Annotated in this window: 15 protein-coding genes; 8 read left to right on the plus strand and 7 right to left on the minus strand. The window is 70.1% G+C overall.

What is annotated here, in order from left to right:
* Window position 1 precedes the first annotated feature (1 nt).
* The gene (gene clpX / locus OV427_RS04950) at window positions 2–1,072 is read right to left on the minus strand and encodes an ATP-dependent Clp protease ATP-binding subunit ClpX (protein ID WP_267854958.1); all 1,071 of its coding nucleotides are present in this window, start codon (window positions 1,070–1,072) and stop codon (window positions 2–4) included.
* Between the two features lie 226 nt (window positions 1,073–1,298).
* Here clpX and speA point away from each other — a divergent pair, with 226 nt between their 5' ends.
* Window positions 1,299–3,314: a biosynthetic arginine decarboxylase gene (speA, locus tag OV427_RS04955; protein WP_267854959.1), complete on the plus strand. Its 2,016-nt coding sequence runs from the start codon at window positions 1,299–1,301 to the stop codon at window positions 3,312–3,314.
* Between the two features lie 83 nt (window positions 3,315–3,397).
* Here speA and OV427_RS04960 read toward each other — a convergent pair whose 3' ends face one another.
* The 4 genes from OV427_RS04960 to OV427_RS04975 all read right to left on the minus strand — a co-directional run bounded on the left by OV427_RS04960 (window position 3,398) and on the right by OV427_RS04975 (window position 6,072).
* Window positions 3,398–3,925, minus strand: coding sequence for a hypothetical protein (locus tag OV427_RS04960; RefSeq protein WP_267854960.1), 528 nt, complete (start codon window positions 3,923–3,925; stop codon window positions 3,398–3,400).
* 105 nt (window positions 3,926–4,030) lie between these two features.
* The gene (locus OV427_RS04965) at window positions 4,031–4,465 is read right to left on the minus strand and encodes an OsmC family protein (RefSeq protein ID WP_163997005.1); all 435 of its coding nucleotides are present in this window, start codon (window positions 4,463–4,465) and stop codon (window positions 4,031–4,033) included.
* Between the two features lie 30 nt (window positions 4,466–4,495).
* Window positions 4,496–5,719: a deoxyhypusine synthase family protein gene (locus OV427_RS04970; RefSeq protein ID WP_267854961.1), complete on the minus strand. Its 1,224-nt coding sequence runs from the start codon at window positions 5,717–5,719 to the stop codon at window positions 4,496–4,498.
* 56 nt (window positions 5,720–5,775) lie between these two features.
* Window positions 5,776–6,072 (minus strand): hypothetical protein, encoded by a 297-nt coding sequence (locus OV427_RS04975; protein ID WP_267854962.1) that lies wholly within the window; start codon window positions 6,070–6,072, stop codon window positions 5,776–5,778.
* A 165-nt stretch (window positions 6,073–6,237) separates the two neighbouring features.
* On the opposite strand from OV427_RS04975, the gene OV427_RS04980 reads away from it, so the two are divergent.
* From OV427_RS04980 to OV427_RS05000, 5 genes are all read left to right on the plus strand, one after another.
* Window positions 6,238–7,056 carry a PHP domain-containing protein gene (locus OV427_RS04980; protein WP_267854963.1) on the plus strand — a complete coding sequence of 273 codons (819 nt, stop codon included), beginning with the start codon at window positions 6,238–6,240 and terminating at the stop codon, window positions 7,054–7,056.
* 81 nt (window positions 7,057–7,137) lie between these two features.
* The gene (locus OV427_RS04985; protein WP_267854964.1) at window positions 7,138–10,242 is read left to right on the plus strand and encodes a tetratricopeptide repeat protein; all 3,105 of its coding nucleotides are present in this window, start codon (window positions 7,138–7,140) and stop codon (window positions 10,240–10,242) included.
* Window positions 10,239–11,129 carry a sigma-70 family RNA polymerase sigma factor gene (locus OV427_RS04990; protein WP_267854965.1) on the plus strand — a complete coding sequence of 297 codons (891 nt, stop codon included), beginning with the start codon at window positions 10,239–10,241 and terminating at the stop codon, window positions 11,127–11,129. Before OV427_RS04985 ends, OV427_RS04990 begins: the two co-directional genes overlap by 4 nt.
* Before the next feature lie 14 nt (window positions 11,130–11,143).
* Window positions 11,144–12,169 (plus strand): SPFH domain-containing protein, encoded by a 1,026-nt coding sequence (locus OV427_RS04995; RefSeq protein WP_267854966.1) that lies wholly within the window; start codon window positions 11,144–11,146, stop codon window positions 12,167–12,169.
* A complete protein-coding gene (locus OV427_RS05000) occupies window positions 12,162–13,067 on the plus strand; it encodes an SPFH domain-containing protein (protein WP_267854967.1) in 906 nt (301 codons plus the stop codon). Before OV427_RS04995 ends, OV427_RS05000 begins: the two co-directional genes overlap by 8 nt.
* A gap of 43 nt (window positions 13,068–13,110) precedes the next feature.
* Here the strand turns inward: OV427_RS05000 and OV427_RS05005 are convergent, their stop codons facing one another.
* Window positions 13,111–14,511, minus strand: coding sequence for a pyridoxal phosphate-dependent decarboxylase family protein (locus tag OV427_RS05005; protein WP_267854968.1), 1,401 nt, complete (start codon window positions 14,509–14,511; stop codon window positions 13,111–13,113).
* A 52-nt stretch (window positions 14,512–14,563) separates the two neighbouring features.
* Window positions 14,564–16,156 carry a methyl-accepting chemotaxis protein gene (locus OV427_RS05010; RefSeq protein ID WP_267854969.1) on the minus strand — a complete coding sequence of 531 codons (1,593 nt, stop codon included), beginning with the start codon at window positions 16,154–16,156 and terminating at the stop codon, window positions 14,564–14,566.
* Between the two features lie 256 nt (window positions 16,157–16,412).
* Between OV427_RS05010 and OV427_RS05015 the strand changes: the two genes are divergently transcribed.
* Both OV427_RS05015 and OV427_RS05020 read left to right on the plus strand, forming a co-directional pair.
* A complete protein-coding gene (locus OV427_RS05015) occupies window positions 16,413–16,784 on the plus strand; it encodes an NADH-quinone oxidoreductase subunit A (RefSeq protein WP_267854970.1) in 372 nt (123 codons plus the stop codon).
* Between the two features lie 6 nt (window positions 16,785–16,790).
* A complete protein-coding gene (locus OV427_RS05020; protein WP_163996993.1) occupies window positions 16,791–17,354 on the plus strand; it encodes an NADH-quinone oxidoreductase subunit B in 564 nt (187 codons plus the stop codon).
* Window positions 17,355–17,413 lie beyond the last annotated feature (59 nt).

The following is a 17,413-nucleotide window of genomic DNA, read 5'->3' on the forward strand; positions in this document are numbered from 1 at the left end:
CTCACACGCCAATCTGCGCGGAGTCCAGGCCCACCAGCCGCTGGCGCACGAAGTCCGCGTCCACCTCCACGCGGCGGCGCCGGTGCTCGGGCGCCTCGAACATGACGTCCGCCATGACGAACTCCAGGATGGAGCGCAGCCCGCGCGCCCCCAGGCCCCGGTCCACCGAGTAGCGCACCACCTCGCGCAGCCCGCCCTCGGCGAAGTCCAGCTCGATGTCGTCCATGGCCAGAAGCTCGCGGAACTCGCGGATGATGGAGTCGGGGGGCTCGGTCAGCACGCGGATGAGCTCCGGCTCTCCCAGCTTCTCCAGTTGCACCACCACCGGCAGGCGTCCGAGGAACTCGGCCATCATCCCGAAGTCCACGAGCTGCTTGGTGCTGATGCGCTTCTGGGAGCGCTTCGCCGCCTCCTCCGCCCCGAAGCCCAGCGCCCGGCCGCCCTCGTCGCCGTAGTCGTGCAAGTCGCTGAACGTGCCCGCGCAGATGAAGAGGATGTCGCGCGTGTCCACCTGGACGAAGTCGCTCTTGTTCCACGCCTGGGTGACGTTGAGGGGCACGTACACCTCGCGGCCCTCGAGCAGCTTCAGGAGCGCCTGCTGCACACCCTCGCCGCCGATGTCGCGGCTGCCCGCGCCGTTGCGTGCGCCCTGCGAGCGGCGGGCAATCTTGTCCACCTCGTCGACGAAGATGATGCCCCGCTGGGTGTCCTCCACCGAATGGTTCGCCTTGAACAGGAGGTCCGAAATCATCACCTCCACGTCCTTCCCGTAATAACCCGCCTCCGTGTACTCGGTGGCGTCCACGGTGGTGAACGGGACATGGAGAATCTCGGCCAGGTTCCGGGCGATGTGCGTCTTGCCGCTGCCGGTGGGGCCAATCAGCAGGATGTTCGATTTCTTGATGAGCGACGTCCTGCGCAGCCGCCGTGCCTGCACGCGCTTGAGGTGATTGTGGGCGGCGATGGCCACCGCCCGCTTGGCGGCCTCCTGCCCGATGACGAAGTGATCCAGCCTGTCGAAGATCTCCCTCGGGGTCAGCACCGCCTCTTCCCTGCGTGCGGACGACTCCATGTACCCTCCCCTTCTATCCACGCGTCCTCCCGGACACCCTGGCAAAGGGTAGGAATTGAAAGGAACGCTGGCCCGTGGGACTACAGGGGTAGAGACCTGTCGGAGCCCGCCCGCCTGCCCCACCGGCAGGCGGCTGTTGATTGCGGTGGTGCTTTCCTATAGTTCCCGCGCCCTTCCGTTGTTCACGGGAGTCACCCCCTTTTTCCCAGGGAGCCTCGAGACGCCGATGCCCGCAAACGCCCCTCCGCACCGCTGGACCCTTGCCGACGCCCACGAGCTCTACGGAATCCGCAACTGGGGCAACCCCTACTTCGGCATCAACGAAAAGGGCCACGTGTGCGTCCACCCGGACGGGCCGCAGGCGCCCAACATGGACCTCAAGGAGCTGGTGGACGAGGTGCGCCGCCGGGGCATCGGGCTGCCGCTGCTCCTGCGCTTCACGGACGTGCTGCGCCACCGCGTGGTGCACCTCAACGAGGCGTTCAAGAAGGCCATCAACGACCAGGGCTTCAAGGGCGGCTACCGGGGCGTGTACCCCATCAAGGTGAACCAGCACCGCTACGTGGTGGAGACCATCATCGAGGCGGGCAAGGGCTACAACTACGGCCTGGAGGCCGGTAGCAAGCCGGAGCTGCTCGCGGTGATGGCGCTGCTCGACAACGAGGACGCGCTCGTCATCTGCAACGGCTACAAGGACGAGGAGTACATCGAGACGGCGCTCTTCTACTCGCGCCTGGGCCGCAACGTCATCCTCGTGGTGGAGAAGCCCAGCGAGCTGCCCCTCATCGCGGAAGTCGCGCGCCGCACGGGCATCGCCCCGCGGCTGGGCATGCGCGTGAAGCTGTCCACGCGCGGTGCCGGCAAGTGGGAGGCCAGCGGCGGAGACCGCTCCAAGTTCGGCCTGTCCTCCTCGGAGCTGATGAACTGCATCGGCTTCATGAAGGAGACGGGCATGCTCGCCTCCTTCGAGCTGCTGCACTTCCACCTGGGCAGCCAGATTTCCAACATCCGCAACGTGAAGAACGCGCTGCGCGAGGTGGGCTGCTTCTACGTGGAGGTGGCCCGCCAGGGCGCGCCGCTGAAGTACCTGGACGTGGGCGGCGGTCTGGGCGTGGACTACGACGGCTCGCAGACGAACTTCGCCTCCTCCATGAACTACACCACGGAGGAGTACGCCAACGACGTGGTGTTCGGCGTCATGGAGGCGTGTGACAGGGCCGGCGTGCCGCACCCCACCCTCGTGTCCGAGTCGGGCCGCGCCGTCGTCGCCCACCACGCGGTGCTGGTGGTGGACGTGCTGGGCACCAGCGAGTTCGACCCGGCCCAGGTCCCGGACAAGGTGGACGAGAAGGCCCCGTCGGTGGTGCGCAACCTCATGTCCACCTTCAGGGAGGTCACCAACAAGAACCTCCTGGAGGCCTGGCACGACGCGCAGGACGCCAAGGAGGAGAGCCTCACCCTCTTCTCCCTGGGCCACCTGACGCTCGAGCAGCGCGTGGCGGCCGAGAACATCTACTGGGCCACCTGCCACAAGATCATGCGCATCGCGAAGGAGGACGGCGAGATTCCCGAGGAGCTGGACTCGCTGGAGAAGGCGCTCAGCGACACCTACTTCTGCAACTTCTCCGTGTTCCAGTCGCTGCCGGACTCGTGGGCCATCGACCAGCTCTTCCCGATGATGCCCATCCACCGGCTGGCGGAGAAGCCGACGCGCCGGGCGACGCTCGCGGACATCACCTGCGACTCGGACGGGAAGATCGAGCACTTCATCGACAAGCGCGAGGTGAAGGACGCGCTGGAGCTGCACGCGCTCAACGACGACGACTACTACCTGGGCATCTTCCTGGTGGGCGCGTACCAGGAGATTCTGGGCGATTTGCACAACCTCTTCGGCGACACGCACGCCGTGCAGGTGTCGCTGGGGCCCAACGGGGGCTACCTCATCGACAACGTGGTGGCGGGCGACACGGTGACGGAGGTCCTCAACTACGTCAGCTACACCAAGGACGACCTCGTCGCGAAGCTGCGCAAGTTCACCGAGCTGGCGCTGCGCAACGGCCGCATCACCCTGGACGAGTCCCGCAGCCTGCTGCGCATGTACGAGGACGGCCTGTCCGGCTACACGTACCTGGAGCGCGAGGTGGACGCGAGCTTCGCCAGCAGCGCCAACCAGCTCCGCCTGGTGCCCCAGCCCGGCACCACCCCGGGCCAGCGCAACACGCTGCCCCCGTCGGGCACGTGAAGGCGCTGAAGTCCTGAGCCCCTGAAGCAGTCCCCGGAAGCCCCCTGCCGCGCCACCTTCGCGCCAGGGGGCTTCGTGCGTCTTCAGAGGTTGGCGATGACCGGCTCGATGGTGCCGAAGGGCACGGGCTCGTCGGCGAAGGCCACGTCGGCGGCGCGGGCGCGCAGGTGTTGGAGGGCCTGCTGCTGCGACTCGCCGCGGGCGATGAGCGACTCGAAGTCGTAGCCGGCCAGGCGCGTGTCCTTCGCGGACAGCCGCGCCAGCGTGCGCCACAGGGACAGCCGCCCTTCCGTGGCCAGACACAGCCCCTCCAGCTCCACCAGCCGGCTCAGCGGGGAGTAGCGCACCCAGGAGCCGTTGAGCTTGAGCCGCGCGAGCTTCTCGGTGAGCCACGCCCCGCGCTTCTTGAGGGGGTCCTCCTTCAGCTCCATTGTCTGGATGACGGACTCGAGGACGGACTGTTCATGCCGCAGCTCGGGGATGAACACCGCCAGGTAGCGGCCCACCGGGTTGCCGCGGTTCTCCGTCTCCGTGCGGACGGCCAGCTCGATGCCCCCCACCGAGCCCGCCAGGTGGTCATTGAGGTAGATGCCCAGCCGCTTCGCGTCCATGCCATGCCTCCGGTTGCGTGCTTCCGCAGCCCGGGAGGGTGGCCATGGGCGGGCCCCCCGGCAGTGGTGGCCAGGGGGCTCGCCTGGAGGGCAGGCGGGCGGGCGTCAGTCCGGGTAGCTGAACGTCAGCGGCAGCTTCACGTCCGGGTGGAGGCTGCGGGCCACGGGGCAGCCGTGGGCCGTCTCCTCCATGCGCTTGCGCTGCTCGGCGGTGAGGCCCGCCGGCATCTGGAGCTCCAGCACCAGCTCTCCAATGCGGCGCGGCGGCGGGGTCATCCGCTTCTCCACGCGGCCGCGCACCTCGCCCAGGGAGATGCCCTCGCGAGAGGCGACCAGGTGCATCGTCGTCACCGCGCAGGACAGCAGCGCCGCGCCCACCATGTCCGTGGGCGAGAAGCTGCCGCCGGTGCCGCCGTTGTCGCGCGGCGCCTCGGTGACGGCCACCGTGCCGGACGGGCCGTGGGTGAGCTGCGTCTTGAACTGGGGCTGGCTGACCAGGGTCATCACCACGCCCGTGGCGGGAGTCTGCGGCTGGCTCATGTCGGCGCTCCTGAAGGGTGATTCCGGGGTTCAGCGGACGAAGGCGTCGTGCTTCTTCGCGTCCTTCTTGGTGGAGGGCTCCGCGTCCTCGACGCTCCAGTCCAGCGTCTTCATCAGCGACTTGCGGCGCTTCTGCACGTCCGAGTCGAGGAACTTCACGGCGTCCGTCATCCGGTCCATCAGCCGCATCGGCTTGCGCTTGTTCTTCGGCTCGCTGAGCAGCGCGTGTGTCAGCCAGGGGAACACCGCCGTCACGTCGGTGTGCACGTAGACGGAGCCGGTCTCCACCGCCTCCACCGACACCTTGCCCCAGGTGTGGCCCTCGCCGGCGGGGCAGCTGGACAGCGCGCCGTTGTCCACCGGGTCCACGCAGAACTGCAGGTCGATGTCGAAGCCCGACGTGGGGACGTTGAGGATCTGGTCCAGCAGCGGCTCGCCCTGCAGCGTGTAGTTCTTCGGCACGCCGCCGCCGAGAATCCAGATGGCCAGCCGCTTGCTGCCGTTGTGCCGGCAGAAGTGCTGCATGGCCGCCATGGAGTAGACGTCGTCGTTGATGTCGAGCTCGAACTTGAACGCGTCACCGAGCAGCCGCTTGAGCTTCACGACGTTGAGGAAGATGGAGCCGTCCTGCACCGCGCCCACCCAGATGGGCACCGCGTGCTTGTAGGCCGTGGCGAGCAGCGACGGCTGCTTCACGCCGAGCTTCTTCTCAATCTGGTAGATGGCCTTGCCGAGCAGGTAGTGGAACTCGGGCGTGGTCATCTTCTTCTGGAACTCGGGTCCGCGGATGATGGCGGAGAAGAGCCGGTCCGTGTCGAGCAGCGCCTCCTCCCAGAAGCCCAGGTCGTAGATGCGGATGATGCGCGCCAGCCGGTACTGGAGGTCGCCCGCGTTCGGGTTCACCTCGCGGATGGCGTGGCCGATGATGCGGTGGGCGTCGTGGTAGAGGTTGGCGCCCGTCGTCGTGATGGCGGAGATGACGCCCTTCTCGATGAGGGGAATCAGGCAGCTCTGGTGCAGACCCGCGGGCGTCATGGCGCCGGAGAGCGTGAGGAAGACAGAGGCGTCCTGCTCCATCGACTGGGACATCAGCTCGAAGGCCGTGCGCTCCTGGCGGCCCACGTAGGCGCTGAAGGCGTGCGCGAGCAGCTCCGCGGGCTTCTCCTTGCCGGTGATGGGGCGGGGATCCGCCTTGCGCGCCCCGGAGTACGCGGCGCGAAGGGACTTCTTCGGGTTCGAGGAGGTCTTGGCCATGGCGCGGCGACATAGCACCCCACGCCCTCCATGGGGAGCGCCGGGTGCTCCCTCTGCTACTTGCCGCGCTTCTTGCCGGTGCCGGCGGTGGCGGCCTCCGCGGCCCTGGCCGGCGCGGCTTCCGGCTCCGGCAGGCCCAGCACCCGGTCCCTCACCTGCCCGGCGGACAGGTGCGCCGTGTCGGAAACCACGCAGGACACATAGGCCAGCTCCGCCAGGGCCCGCCGCGCGCGCTCACGCACCGCGGGGTCGTCGGAGCCCAGCTCCTCGGACGCGGCGGAGACGTAGCTGCTGGCCAGCGATTCGAAGAGGTACACCCGGTTCTCGATGGTCGTGTCGTTCTTCTTGCCCATGGGGCCGCCACTCTAGGCCCCGGCCTTCGGCCCCGGGAGGCCGGCTTCGACGCGCCGCGCGGTAGCGAACATCGCTGCGGCGGAAGGCCCCACGTCTTAAGTTGGTGTGCAAGAGCGCACGCTTCACGTAGGGGAGACGTGCACCACCACCCGGGGAGCCCCGCCTTGATTGATTTGCATTCGCACACCACCGCCAGCGACGGCCAGTACCCGCCGTCCGAGCTGCTCGCGCGGGCGGCGGCGGCCGGGGTGACGGTGCTGGCGGTGACGGACCACGACACGGTCGCGGGGCTGGCGGAGGCCGCGGAGGCCGCGCGCGCGCACGGCGTGGAACTGGTGCCGGGCATCGAGCTGTCCGCCTTCATCCTCGGACGCGAGGTGCACATCCTCGGGCACTTCCTGCGGCCGGACGATGAGGACATCGCCCGCTTCTCCGAGCGGCTGCGGCACGAGCGCGACACGCGCATGGAGGCGATGCTGGAGCGGATGCGTCAGCTCGGCTACCCCGTGCACATGGAGCACGTGCGCGCGGTGGCGGGCAACGCGCAGCTGGGCCGGCCCCACCTGGCGCGGGTGCTGGTGGAGAAGGGCTGGGCGGTGGACGTGAAGGCGGCCTTCGACCGCTTCCTGGGCACGCGGGGCGCGGCCTGGGTGGACCGGTACAAGCTGGAGGGCACGGAGGCCATCCGCCTCATCCGCAAGGCTGGCGGCACCGCCACGCTGGCGCACCCGGGCTCCTCGCGCATGGAGCGGCAGGAGATTCGCGCGCTGGCGAAGGCCGGGCTGGCCGGGCTGGAAGTGCTCCACTCGGACCACAACCCCAGCGTGCGGCAGAAGTACCTCGGGCTGGCGAAGGAGCTGGACCTGGTGCCCACCTCCGGCAGCGACTTCCACGGCGAGGCCGTCTCCCCCGACCACAAGCTGGGCGACGCCGCCATGCCGCCGGAGCTGTTCGCGAAGCTCCGGGCCCGCGCCGCAGCCTGAGCGGTGGGGTGTCCGGCACCCCATTCCTCAAATCTGGGAAAAAGGGAGGAACGCGGATTTTTTGGTACGCTTCCTCCCTCCATGCAGTGCCCGAGCGAGACGACACTGAGCGACTTCCTCGAGGGCCTGCTCCCGGAGGAGCAACGCGCCCATGTGCTGGCGCACGTGGAGGGCTGCGAGGGCTGCCAGGAGCAGGTGGCGATGGGGGCCAGCGCCACGGTGGCCGTGCCGGAGCTGCTGGAGGAGCGGCCCGCGCTGGCCCAGGGCTCCACGCTGGCGCGGTACGTGGTGCTGGAGCGCATCGGCCGGGGTGCCATGGGCGAGGTGTACGCGGCCTATGACCCGGAATTGGACCGGCAGGTGGCCCTCAAGCTGCTGCGTCCGGAGGGCCGCCACCTGGAGGAATTGCGCGTGCGGCTGTTGCGCGAGGCCCAGGCCCTGGCGCGCCTCGCGCATCCCCACGTCGTCACCGTGCACGACGTGGGCGTGGCCGGAGACTGTCTCTTCCTGGCCCTGGAGTTGGTGGAAGGCACCACCCTCTCCGAGTGGCTGAAGCAACCGCGCCCGCTGAAGGAGGTGCTGCGCGTCTTCCGTGACGCCGGACGCGGGCTGGCGGCCGCGCACGCGGCGGGACTGGTGCACCGCGACTTCAAGCCGAGCAACGTCCTCGTCGGGCAGGACGGCCGGGTGCGCGTGACGGACTTCGGCCTCGCCCGCCCCTCGAACCGGTGGCTCCGCGCGCCTGGCGCCCCCATGCGCGTCGCGGACAGGCCCGGCCCGGCGCCGCTCACCCGCACGGGCGTGCTGGTGGGCACGCCGGCGTACATGGCGCCGGAGCAGCAGCAGGGCCACGGCGTGGACGCGCGCTCGGACCAGTTCAGCTTCTGCGTCGCCCTCTTCGAGGCCCTCCACGGCGTGCGTCCCTTCGAGGGCCACAGCCTGGAAGAACTGGCCCGCGCGGCGCGCGAGGGACGCGTACGGGCGCCGGAGCGCGAGTCGAAGGTGCCCGCGCGGGTGCGGCGCGCGGTGCTGCGGGGCCTGCGCGCGCGGCCCGAGGAGCGCTTCCCCTCCATGGACGCGCTGCTGGCGGAGCTGGCGCCGAGGGCCCTGCGCATCCGCACCTGGATGGCGGCCTCCGCCGCCGCGGCCAGCCTGGTGGGGCTGACGGTGGGCTACGTGGTGGCGCACCGCGACGAGGCGCGCTGTGCACAGGAGGCGGACAAGCTCACCACCGTCTGGAGTCCCGAGCGCCGCGAGCGCATCCGCGCGGCCTTCCTCGCCACCGGCAAGCCCTACGCGGCGTCCGCGTGGGAGACCGTCGCCACCGCGATGACCGCGCAGGCGGACACGTGGCGCTCACTGCGCACCGACGCGTGCCTCGCCGCGCGCGATGACGCCAGCGTGTCGTGGCAGACGGCGGCATGCCTGGACGCGCGGCTGTGGCACCTGGCCGCCATCACCGACGTGCTGGAGAAGGCCGACGCGCAGACGGTGCAGAACGCGCCGCAGTTGATGGCCTCGCTGGAGGGGCTCTCCGGGTGCGTGGACGCGCCCGCGCTCGCCACCCGCCCCCAGCCCACGGACGCGCTGCGCCCCCGCGTGGACTCCGTCCGTCGCCGGCTGGCCGACGTCCGCGCCCGCATGGAGGTGGGCAACCACACCTCGGCGCTCGAAGTCACCACGGCCCTGCTCCAGGACCTGAAGGGGCTCGACTACCGCCCGCTGGAGGCCGAGGTGCTCACGCTGCACGGGCACCTGCTCGGCCTCACCGGCAAGCCGAAGGTGGCCGAGGACATCCTCTACAAGGCGCTGTGGGCGGCCGAGGCCGGGCGCGACGACGAGACGGTGGCGCGCGTCTGGATTCTCCTGCTGTGGGTGGTGGGGGACCAGATGGCGCGGATGGACGAGGCCAACCGGCTCGTCCACCACGCGCGCGCCGCGGTGGAGCGGCTGGGCCGCGAGCGCTTCCCCGCCATCGCCATGGACCTGCACCTGCGCATGGGCGGGCTGCGGCTCGTGCAGGGCAAGCTGGACGAGGCGGAGACGGAGTACACACAGGGGCTGGAGCTGTCACGCAAGGCCACGGGCCCCGAGCGGCTTCGCACCACCTTCTTCCTCTCCGGGCTGGGTCGGGTCCGCTCGCGACAGTTCCGCGCGCAGGAGGCGCTGGACCTGTACCGCCAGGCGCAGGCCCATGCGCTGAAGGAGCGGCAGTGGAGCCCCGAGCACCCGGTGCTCGCCGTCAACCTCAACAACATCTCCACCGAGCTGCTCGCGCTGGGCCGGACCGACGAGGCGCTCGCCACGCTCCAGCGCTCGCTCGCGTTATTGGAGGCGGCGCGCTCGAAGGACCACCCGAGCCTCGCCGCGCCGCTCAACAACCTCGCCGTGCTCCTGCGACGCGCGGGCCGGCTGGACGAGTCACGGCAGTACTTTCAGCGCGCGCTCGCCCTCTTCGAGCGCAGCAAGGGGCCGGACCACCCCAGCACCGCCACCGCGCTCGCGGGACTGGGGATGGTGGCCTATGACTCGCAGCAGCTCGACGAGGCGCTCACCTACAACCAGCAGGCACTGGAGCGGCTCCACCGGGGCCTGGGGCCGGACACGCCGCGCGCGGAGCAGCCACTGCGCAACCTGGCCCTCATCCACCTGCGCGCGGGCCGCCCCTACGAAGCGCGCAAGAGTCTCCTTCTCGCGCTGTCGATGCTGGAGAAGGAGAACGGCACGGACAGCGCGGTGACCACCGGCGTGCTGCGAGACCTCGCCCGCGTGGACCTGACGACGGGCGGCTGGACGGCCGCGCTCGCGCACTGCCAGCGATCGCTGAAGCTCGACGAGGGGACGCAGGGCGCGGAGAGCCCGGATACCGCGCTGGACCTCTCGTGCCTCGGTGAGGCGCAGCTGGGCCTGGGCGCGTCGGAGGAAGCGGTGCCGCTGCTGGAGCGCGCGCGGCGCATCGACGAGAAGGCGAGGCTGGACCGGCGGGATGCGGCGCGGGTGTCGTTCCTGCTGGCCCGCGCCCTGTGGGAGCGGCGCTCGCCCGAGGAGAGGACGCGCGCGATGACGCTGGCCCACGAGGCCCGGGGCTGGCTGGAGGCCCTGGGGATTCGCGCCCGCCCGGACCTGCGCGAGGTGGTGGCCTGGCAGGCCCGGCATCCCCCTTCCGTGAGCGAGGCCACCCGATGACGCCCGGTGCCCTCACGGAGCTGCTGCGGGCGCACGTGCCCCCGGAGCGTCAGGACGCGCTGCGCGCCGTACCCGGCTTGGAGGCACTGCTGGAAGAGCACCTCGCGAAGGGCCGGGAGTCCTGGCCCGATGTGACGCTCGCGCCGGAGCACTTCCTCCACCACGTGGCGCGACACCTGCCCCCAGAGGGTTCCCTCGACGACACGCTCCGCGCATTGCACGCCGCCGACCTGTACCTCGCCTGCGCGTGCGCCGCGGGCGAGCCCCAGGCCCTGCGTCACTTCGAGCGTCACGTCCTGGCGAAGGTGGCCACGCGCCTGGGCCAGCCGCCCGGCGTCACGCTGGACGAGGTGCTCCAGGTGACGCGCCAGCGACTGCTGCTGGGCGTGGCGGAGACGCCGCCGAAGATTGCCGAGTACTCCGGCCGGGGCGCGCTGGGCGGCTGGGTGCGCATCGTCGCCTCGCGCATCGCCCGTGAGCTGCGCAGTCAGGCAGGACGTCAGGAATTGTTCTCCGACACGCCCCACGCCCTGGAGCGTCTGCTGTCGGGCGGCAACCCGGAGCGAGAATTGCTCCAGGCCCACTCGCGTCAGGTGCTCACCGAGTCCCTCCAGGCCGCGCTCCAGGAGCTCACCGAGCGCGAGCGCGCCCTGCTCCGCCTGCACCACCTGCACGGCCTCACCATGGACCGCATCGCGACGATGTACGGCGAGCCCCGCTCCAGCGTCGCGCGCCACGTCGCCCAGGCCCGCGAGCGGCTCCTCAAGCTCACCCGCCGCGAGCTGGCCTCGCGGCTGAAGCTGGATGGGCAGGAGTTGGAAAGTCTGCTGGGACTGGTCCAGAGCCGGCTGGACCTCAGCCTCCACCGGCTGATGGACCAGGGCTGATACGATGCGAGGCCATGGACCCGATAGACCCTGAAGTGACGACGTTCGTCCAGGAGCTCTTCAACGGAGTGCTCCTGGGCGCACTCGCCTATCTCTTCGTGCGCTACGTGCTGGGCGGCCTCTTCACCGTGGACCAGAACGTGCGCGCGGTGAAGGTGCGGCTGGGCCGCGCCGAGCGCCTCTCCGCCAACCTCACCAACCGCGACGGCCCGCTCTCCGAGGGGCTCGCCCGCACCGACGAGGAGCGCTACGTCTACCCGCAGCTGCGCGTCATCTCCTCCGGTGGCCCGTACTTCAAGTGGCCCTGGGAGCAGGTGCGCAAGATCTCCGTGGCCACGCAGACGCTCAACATGGCCTTCGACCCGGAGGCACCAGAGGCCAACCAGGGCGGCACCATGGTGGACGCCGTCACGAAGGACCAGCTCAACACCGGCCTCACCGGGCAGATCCGCTACCGCGTCTCGGAGAAGAACCTCTACGCCTTCCTCTTCGGCGTGAAGAAGCCGGTGGCCCACGTCATGGGCTTCTTCATCTCCATCCTCCGCCAGCGCATCGCCAACTTCGAGGCGCCCCCCGCCGCCCGCGAAGCGGACAGCCTGGAGGCCTCCGTCGTGTCGGGCGTATCCATCAACGACCTGCGGAAGAACCTGCGAGACCTCAACGAGCACATGGACCACGAGTGCCGAGGCAGTGAGGCGCGCTACGGCGTGGTGCTGGAGGCGTCGCTCATCACCGGCATCGACCCGCCGCAGGAGGTGGAGAGCGCGCTGGCCGCCATCAACACCGCGCACAACCACGTCTCCAGCGACATCAGCCTCGCGCAGGCCTCCGCGGACCAGAAAATCGTCCAGAGCCGCCGCGCGGTGGAGATTGAAACGCTCAAGGCCCAGGCGGAGGTGGAGCCCCTCGTCGCCCTCTCCAACGAGCTCTCGCTGCTCAAGCGCAGCGGCCCGGGCGCGCTCCAGGCGTACCTGCGCAACATCCGGCTGGGGCTGTACCAGAAGGCGCAGGCGGTGGTGCTGGGGGTGAAGAATGGTTAGCACGCTCGTGGGCGCCATCGTCGGCTTCTTCGGCATGGCCATCGGCATCCCCGCCTTCTTCGCCTTCCTCCGGATGCTCGGCTTCTACGCCATCGTCCAGGAGCGCACCTGCCGGGTGTACGTGCTGTTCGGCTCGGTGGTGTGCACGCTGGACGAGCCCGGCTTCCACTTCCTCTGGCCGAAGCTCGGGTGGAAGGCGCTCATCGTGAACCTGGTGGGCCGCTGCCAGGTGGTCGACTTGCGGCTGGACCAGCAGTACCTGCGCAGCCAGGCGGTGAACTCCGAGGAGGGCGCGCCGATGGGCATCGGCATCTGGTACGAGATGTACGTCTCGGACCCGAAGCGCTTCCTCTTCGAGAACGCGGACCCGCGCGGCAGTCTCGCCGCCAACGTGAGCAACGCGGCCGTGCGCTGTCTGTCCAACATGAAGCTGGCCGCCATGCTGGAGACGCGGCACGAGATGAGCCGCACCGTGCGCGCCGAGGTCAGCCCCCAGAGCCATGAGTGGGGCTACAAGCTGGGCAGCGTCTACGTGCGCAAGGTCCACTTCCGCGACGCGAACATGATTCGCCAGATTGAAGAGAAGGTCGTCAACCGGCTGCGCCAGGTGACGAGCGCCATCCGCCAGGACGGCGCCAACCAGGTGAGCATCATCACCAGCACCGCCGAGCGGCAGAGCGCGGTGGAGTTCGCCCGCGCCGCCGCGCTGCGGCCCCAGATTGTCGGCTCCGCGCTGCAGAAGATTGGCGAGGACCCCGAGGTGCTGGAGGCCACCTTCTCGCTGCTGGAGACGCAGCGCCTGCTGGAAAGCGGCGCGAAGCTCACCCTGGTGCCCGACGGTCAGCGCGGGGAATTGCTCTCGCAACTGCTGACGGCGCGCACGCTGTCCCGCCCGTAGGGCCCGGGCCGGAGGAGCCCGCGAGCGTCCTGGCTCGCGGGCTTCAGGCCAGCTCCGCGGCGGCGGCGAGCACCTCCGCCGCCACCGTGTCCACGTCCTCGGGCGAGGTGCGGTGATTGACGAAGCACGCGCGCAGCACGAAGCGTCCGTGCAGCGTGGCGTTGGAGAGATAGGCGCGGCCGCGCGCGTTGATGCGGGCCATCAGCCGCGCGTTGAACGCGTCGCGCTCCGCCTCGGGGACGGCTCCGGCATAGCGGAAGCACACCGCGCTCAGCGTCGCCGGTGCGAGCAACTCCAGTGAGGGCGCGGCGCGGACGAGGGCCTCCAGACGACGCGCATTCTCCACGTCGCGGCGCATGGCCTCCCGGAAGGCGGCGAGGCCGTGGTAGCGCACGGAGAGCCATACCTTCAGCGCGCGGGCGCGGCGGGACAACTCGATGGACTCGTCGAAGAAGGCGAAGCCCTCCACCGAGTCGGCCGTCATGGTGCGCACGTAGTCGCCGCTGAAGGAGAAGGCCTTGCGCGCGGCGCCCGCGTCCCGGAACAGCAGCACGCCGCAGTCCGCCGGTTGGTAGAGCCACTTGTGCGCGTCCATGGACAGCGAGTCCGCCAGCGACAGGCCTTCGAATTGCTCCGGCAGGGCCATGGCGGCGAGCGCCCCGTAGGCTCCGTCCACGTGCATCCACAGGCCGTGCGCGCGGGCGATGCGGGACACGGCGGGCAGCGGGTCCACCGCGCCGGTGTTGACGGTGCCCGCGGTGGCCACCACCGCCAGCGGACGCCGCCCGGCCGCGACGTCCTCGGCGATGGCGCGCTCGAGCAACTCGGGGCGCATGCGCCACGCCGTGTCGGTGGGAATCAGCCGCAGGTTCTTCCGCCCCAGGCCCAGCAGCGCCATTGCCTTGGGGATGGACATGTGGACCTCCGACGAGGCGTACACCACGCCGGAGGGCGAGCCCTCGTCGTTGGCGGGGGCCAGGGCCTCGCGCGCCATGGCCAGGCCCATGAGATTCGCCGCCGAGCCGCCGCCCGCGAAGCTCCCGGTGAAGCCCTCGCAGCCCACCGCGCGCGCGAGGCTCCGCACCACCGAGCGCTCCAGGCTCACCACCGAGGGCGCGGAGCGCCACGCGGTGACGTTCTGGTTGATGACGCTGGCCACGTAGTCGCCCAGCACGCCCACTGGCTCGCCCGAGCCGAACACGTACGCCAGGAAGCGCGCATTGCCCGCGCGGGCGCCGTCCATCAGCGGCTTCAGTGCCTCCAGCGCCGCGTCCTTCATCCCCTCTTCAGGCAGACCGTCCGCGAACAGGGCCTCCGTCGCCGCGCCCGTGGTGGCGGGAGCGATGCGCCGCGCGTCCAACTCCGCGAGCCACTGCTCCGCCAGCGAGGAGATGCGGTCGGCGAGACGACGGAACTGCGCGGGAGTCACATCGAGAGCGCTCATGGACCGCGCACCTTAATGTGGACGAGCTGGAGTTCCAGCTCCGCTGGGAGCGTTAGCTCCGCGTCGTCTTGAAGCGGCAGGTGACGGCCGTGAGTCCTTCGGCCACCGCCTGCAGGTCCTGGGCGATGCGCGTGGTGCGCCCGGTGGCGTCCACGCCCTGCTTCACCAATTCCGCCACATTGCGCGCACCCTGCACGGCCTGCTCGCTGGACTGGCGCTGCTGCCGCGTGGCGATGGTGATCTGCCGCGCCGCCTCGCTGGTGCCGCGCGCCAGCTCGACGATGCGCTGGAACACGGAGGAGGCCTGCTCGGCCACCTCCACGCCACGGTCACTGGTGGCCATGCCCACGCGCGCCTTGGACGCGGCCTCCTCGCCGGAGTCCTGCACCTTCTCGACGATGCGGGCGATGTCGCGCGCGGACGCGGACACGTTCTCCGCCAGCTTGCGCATCTCCGCGGCCACCAGCGAGAAGCCGCGCCCCACCTCGCCCGCCTTCGTGCCCTCCAGCGCCGCGTTCAGCGCGAGCAGGTCCGAGCGCTCCGCCACCTGGTTGATGACCTGGGCAATCTTGGAGACCTGCTGGAGGTCCTGATTCAATCCCACGATTGCATCCGCCACGCCCTTGGACTCGGTGCGGATGTCGTTGATGCCGGCGACCACCTGGGCCACCACGGCCATGGCCTCGGCCACCGCCTCGTGCGTGCGGCGCGCGGCGGACTCCACCACCTCGGTGGAGCTGGAGATCTGCTCCGCCGTGCGGCTCAGCTCCTCGAACGTCGCGGCAATCTGCTGCGCATAGGCGGCCTGCTGGCTGATGACGTGCTCCTGGTCCGCGGACGCGCCCAGCAGCCCGCGCGACGCGCCGGAGAGCTGCTCCGTCCGGGACATCAGCTCCATCACCGTGCTGCGCAGCGTGCCGAGCATCTGGTTGAAGGACTGCGCCATGAGCCGCACCTCGCCCGTGGCCGGCACGTCCAGTTCTCCGCGCGACATGTCTCCGCGTGTCACGTCCCGCACCACCTCCGTCACGCGCGACACCGGCTCGACGAAGTTGCGGCTGATGAGGAACGTCAGCAGCAGACCCACGATCAGCGCACCCGCCAGTCCCGCCACCGCGGACCCGTCCATATCCATCAGCGGGAACGCCGCGCCTTCCACGCCGAAGTCCGCCACGTAGGTGAGGTGCCCATTCGCGCAGCGCACCGCCACTCCCGTCACTTCGCCGCGTGCCGGCGAGTGGGACGTCACACACGTCCCCGCGGCGACCGGGCCGGCGCTCTTCCCCTTGCCATCCGAGGGCGACGGGCCGTACTCGTACACCGCTTGGCCGTTGGGAAGGAGCAGCGCCTGGTAGCGCACGATGAAGCCGCTACTCCCGTCCGGTGAGGTGGGCGACGCAAACCGGCTGAACACCTCCGCCACCGCATCCTTCACCGCATCCTTGTCCGGGGCGCGCTCCGCCACGAGCAGGGTCAGGTGCTGCGCCATCAGCAGCCCCACCGCGTGCACCCGCTTCTCCAGCAGGGCCGCGCTGACTCCGCGCTGCCGGGCGGGGAAGTACACCGCCGAGAAGAGGACCACCGCCAGGCAGGGCACCAGCACCGCGATGGCCACCTGCATCCGCAAGCTGAGCCGGCCCCACATGCCTGTCTTCTCCCCGGTTGGATGATCCACGCCGACGCCGGCGTCTGGCGACGCTAGGCGTCCCTCCGCGGAGCGTCAAACGCGCCCCCCGCCCTCCCCACGGCCGGGCCGACGGGCGCCGGCAGGCCGGGACGGAGGGCCGGGGCGAAGGACCGACAAGCTCCGCTTTTCGCCGTCATCTCAAGGGGTTGCAACGGCGACCGAGGGGACTTTCCCTTTGACATGGCGCGGGCGGTGTCATTAGGTTCCGCGCGCGATGACTCCCACTCCACTCTCGCCCTACCTGCCGCTGGCAGTGGTTCTGCTGCTGGCCGGTGGCATGGCGATGCTCATTCCCCAGATCACCACCCGCCTGGGGCCCCGGCGTCCGAGCGCCATCAAGTCCACCAGCTTCGAAGCCGGCTCCGAGTCGACCGGCCCGGCACGCCAGCGCTTCGCGGTGAAGTTCTACGTGGTGGCCCTGCTGTTCATCGTGTTCGACGTCGAAGCGGTGTTCCTGTACCCCTGGGCGGTCAACTTCAAGGCCCTCGGCTGGTTCGGCTACATCGAGATGCTCATCTTCGCGGTGACGCTCGTGGTGGGCCTCATCTACATCTGGAAGAAGGGCGCCCTGGACTGGGAGAGCTGAGACAACATGGCTGACACCGACATTGCTCCTGTTCTGGCCACCCGCCGCGATGAGGCCATGGGCTTCTTCCAGCGGATGGTCTCCAAGGGTCTGGGCTGGGCCCGCAAGTACTCGCTGTTCACCTACCCATACGCCACCGCCTGCTGCGGCATGGAGTACATGTCCGTGGCGGCGAGCCGTCACGACATCTCGCGCTTCGGCGCCGAGTTCCCCCGCTTCTCGCCCCGTCAGGCAGACCTCTTGATGGTGGTGGGCACCATCAACCTGAAGCAGGCCCCCATCCTCAAGCGCGTCTACGAGCAGATGGCCGAACCCAAGTGGGTCGTGGCCTTCGGCGTCTGCGCGTCGTCGGGCGGCTTCTACGACAACTACGCGGTGCTCCAGGGCATCGACCGCATCATCCCGGTGGACGTCTACATCCCCGGCTGCCCGCCGCGCCCGGAGCAGGTGCTGGACGGCCTGATGCTGCTCCAGGACAAGATTGGCAACCAGGTGCACCGCATCGCGGACCGCGAGCAGCCGAACCCCACGGCCGCGCGGCACGACCTGCTGCTGTCCATGGGCAAGTAACGAACTTTCACGCGCCCCACGCGCGGTAGTGACAGGGCCCCGTCGGCCTCCCCTCGAAG

Origin of the sequence: Pyxidicoccus sp. MSG2, from assembly GCF_026626705.1 — a bacterium.
Taxonomy (GTDB): Bacteria; Myxococcota; Myxococcia; order Myxococcales; family Myxococcaceae; genus Myxococcus.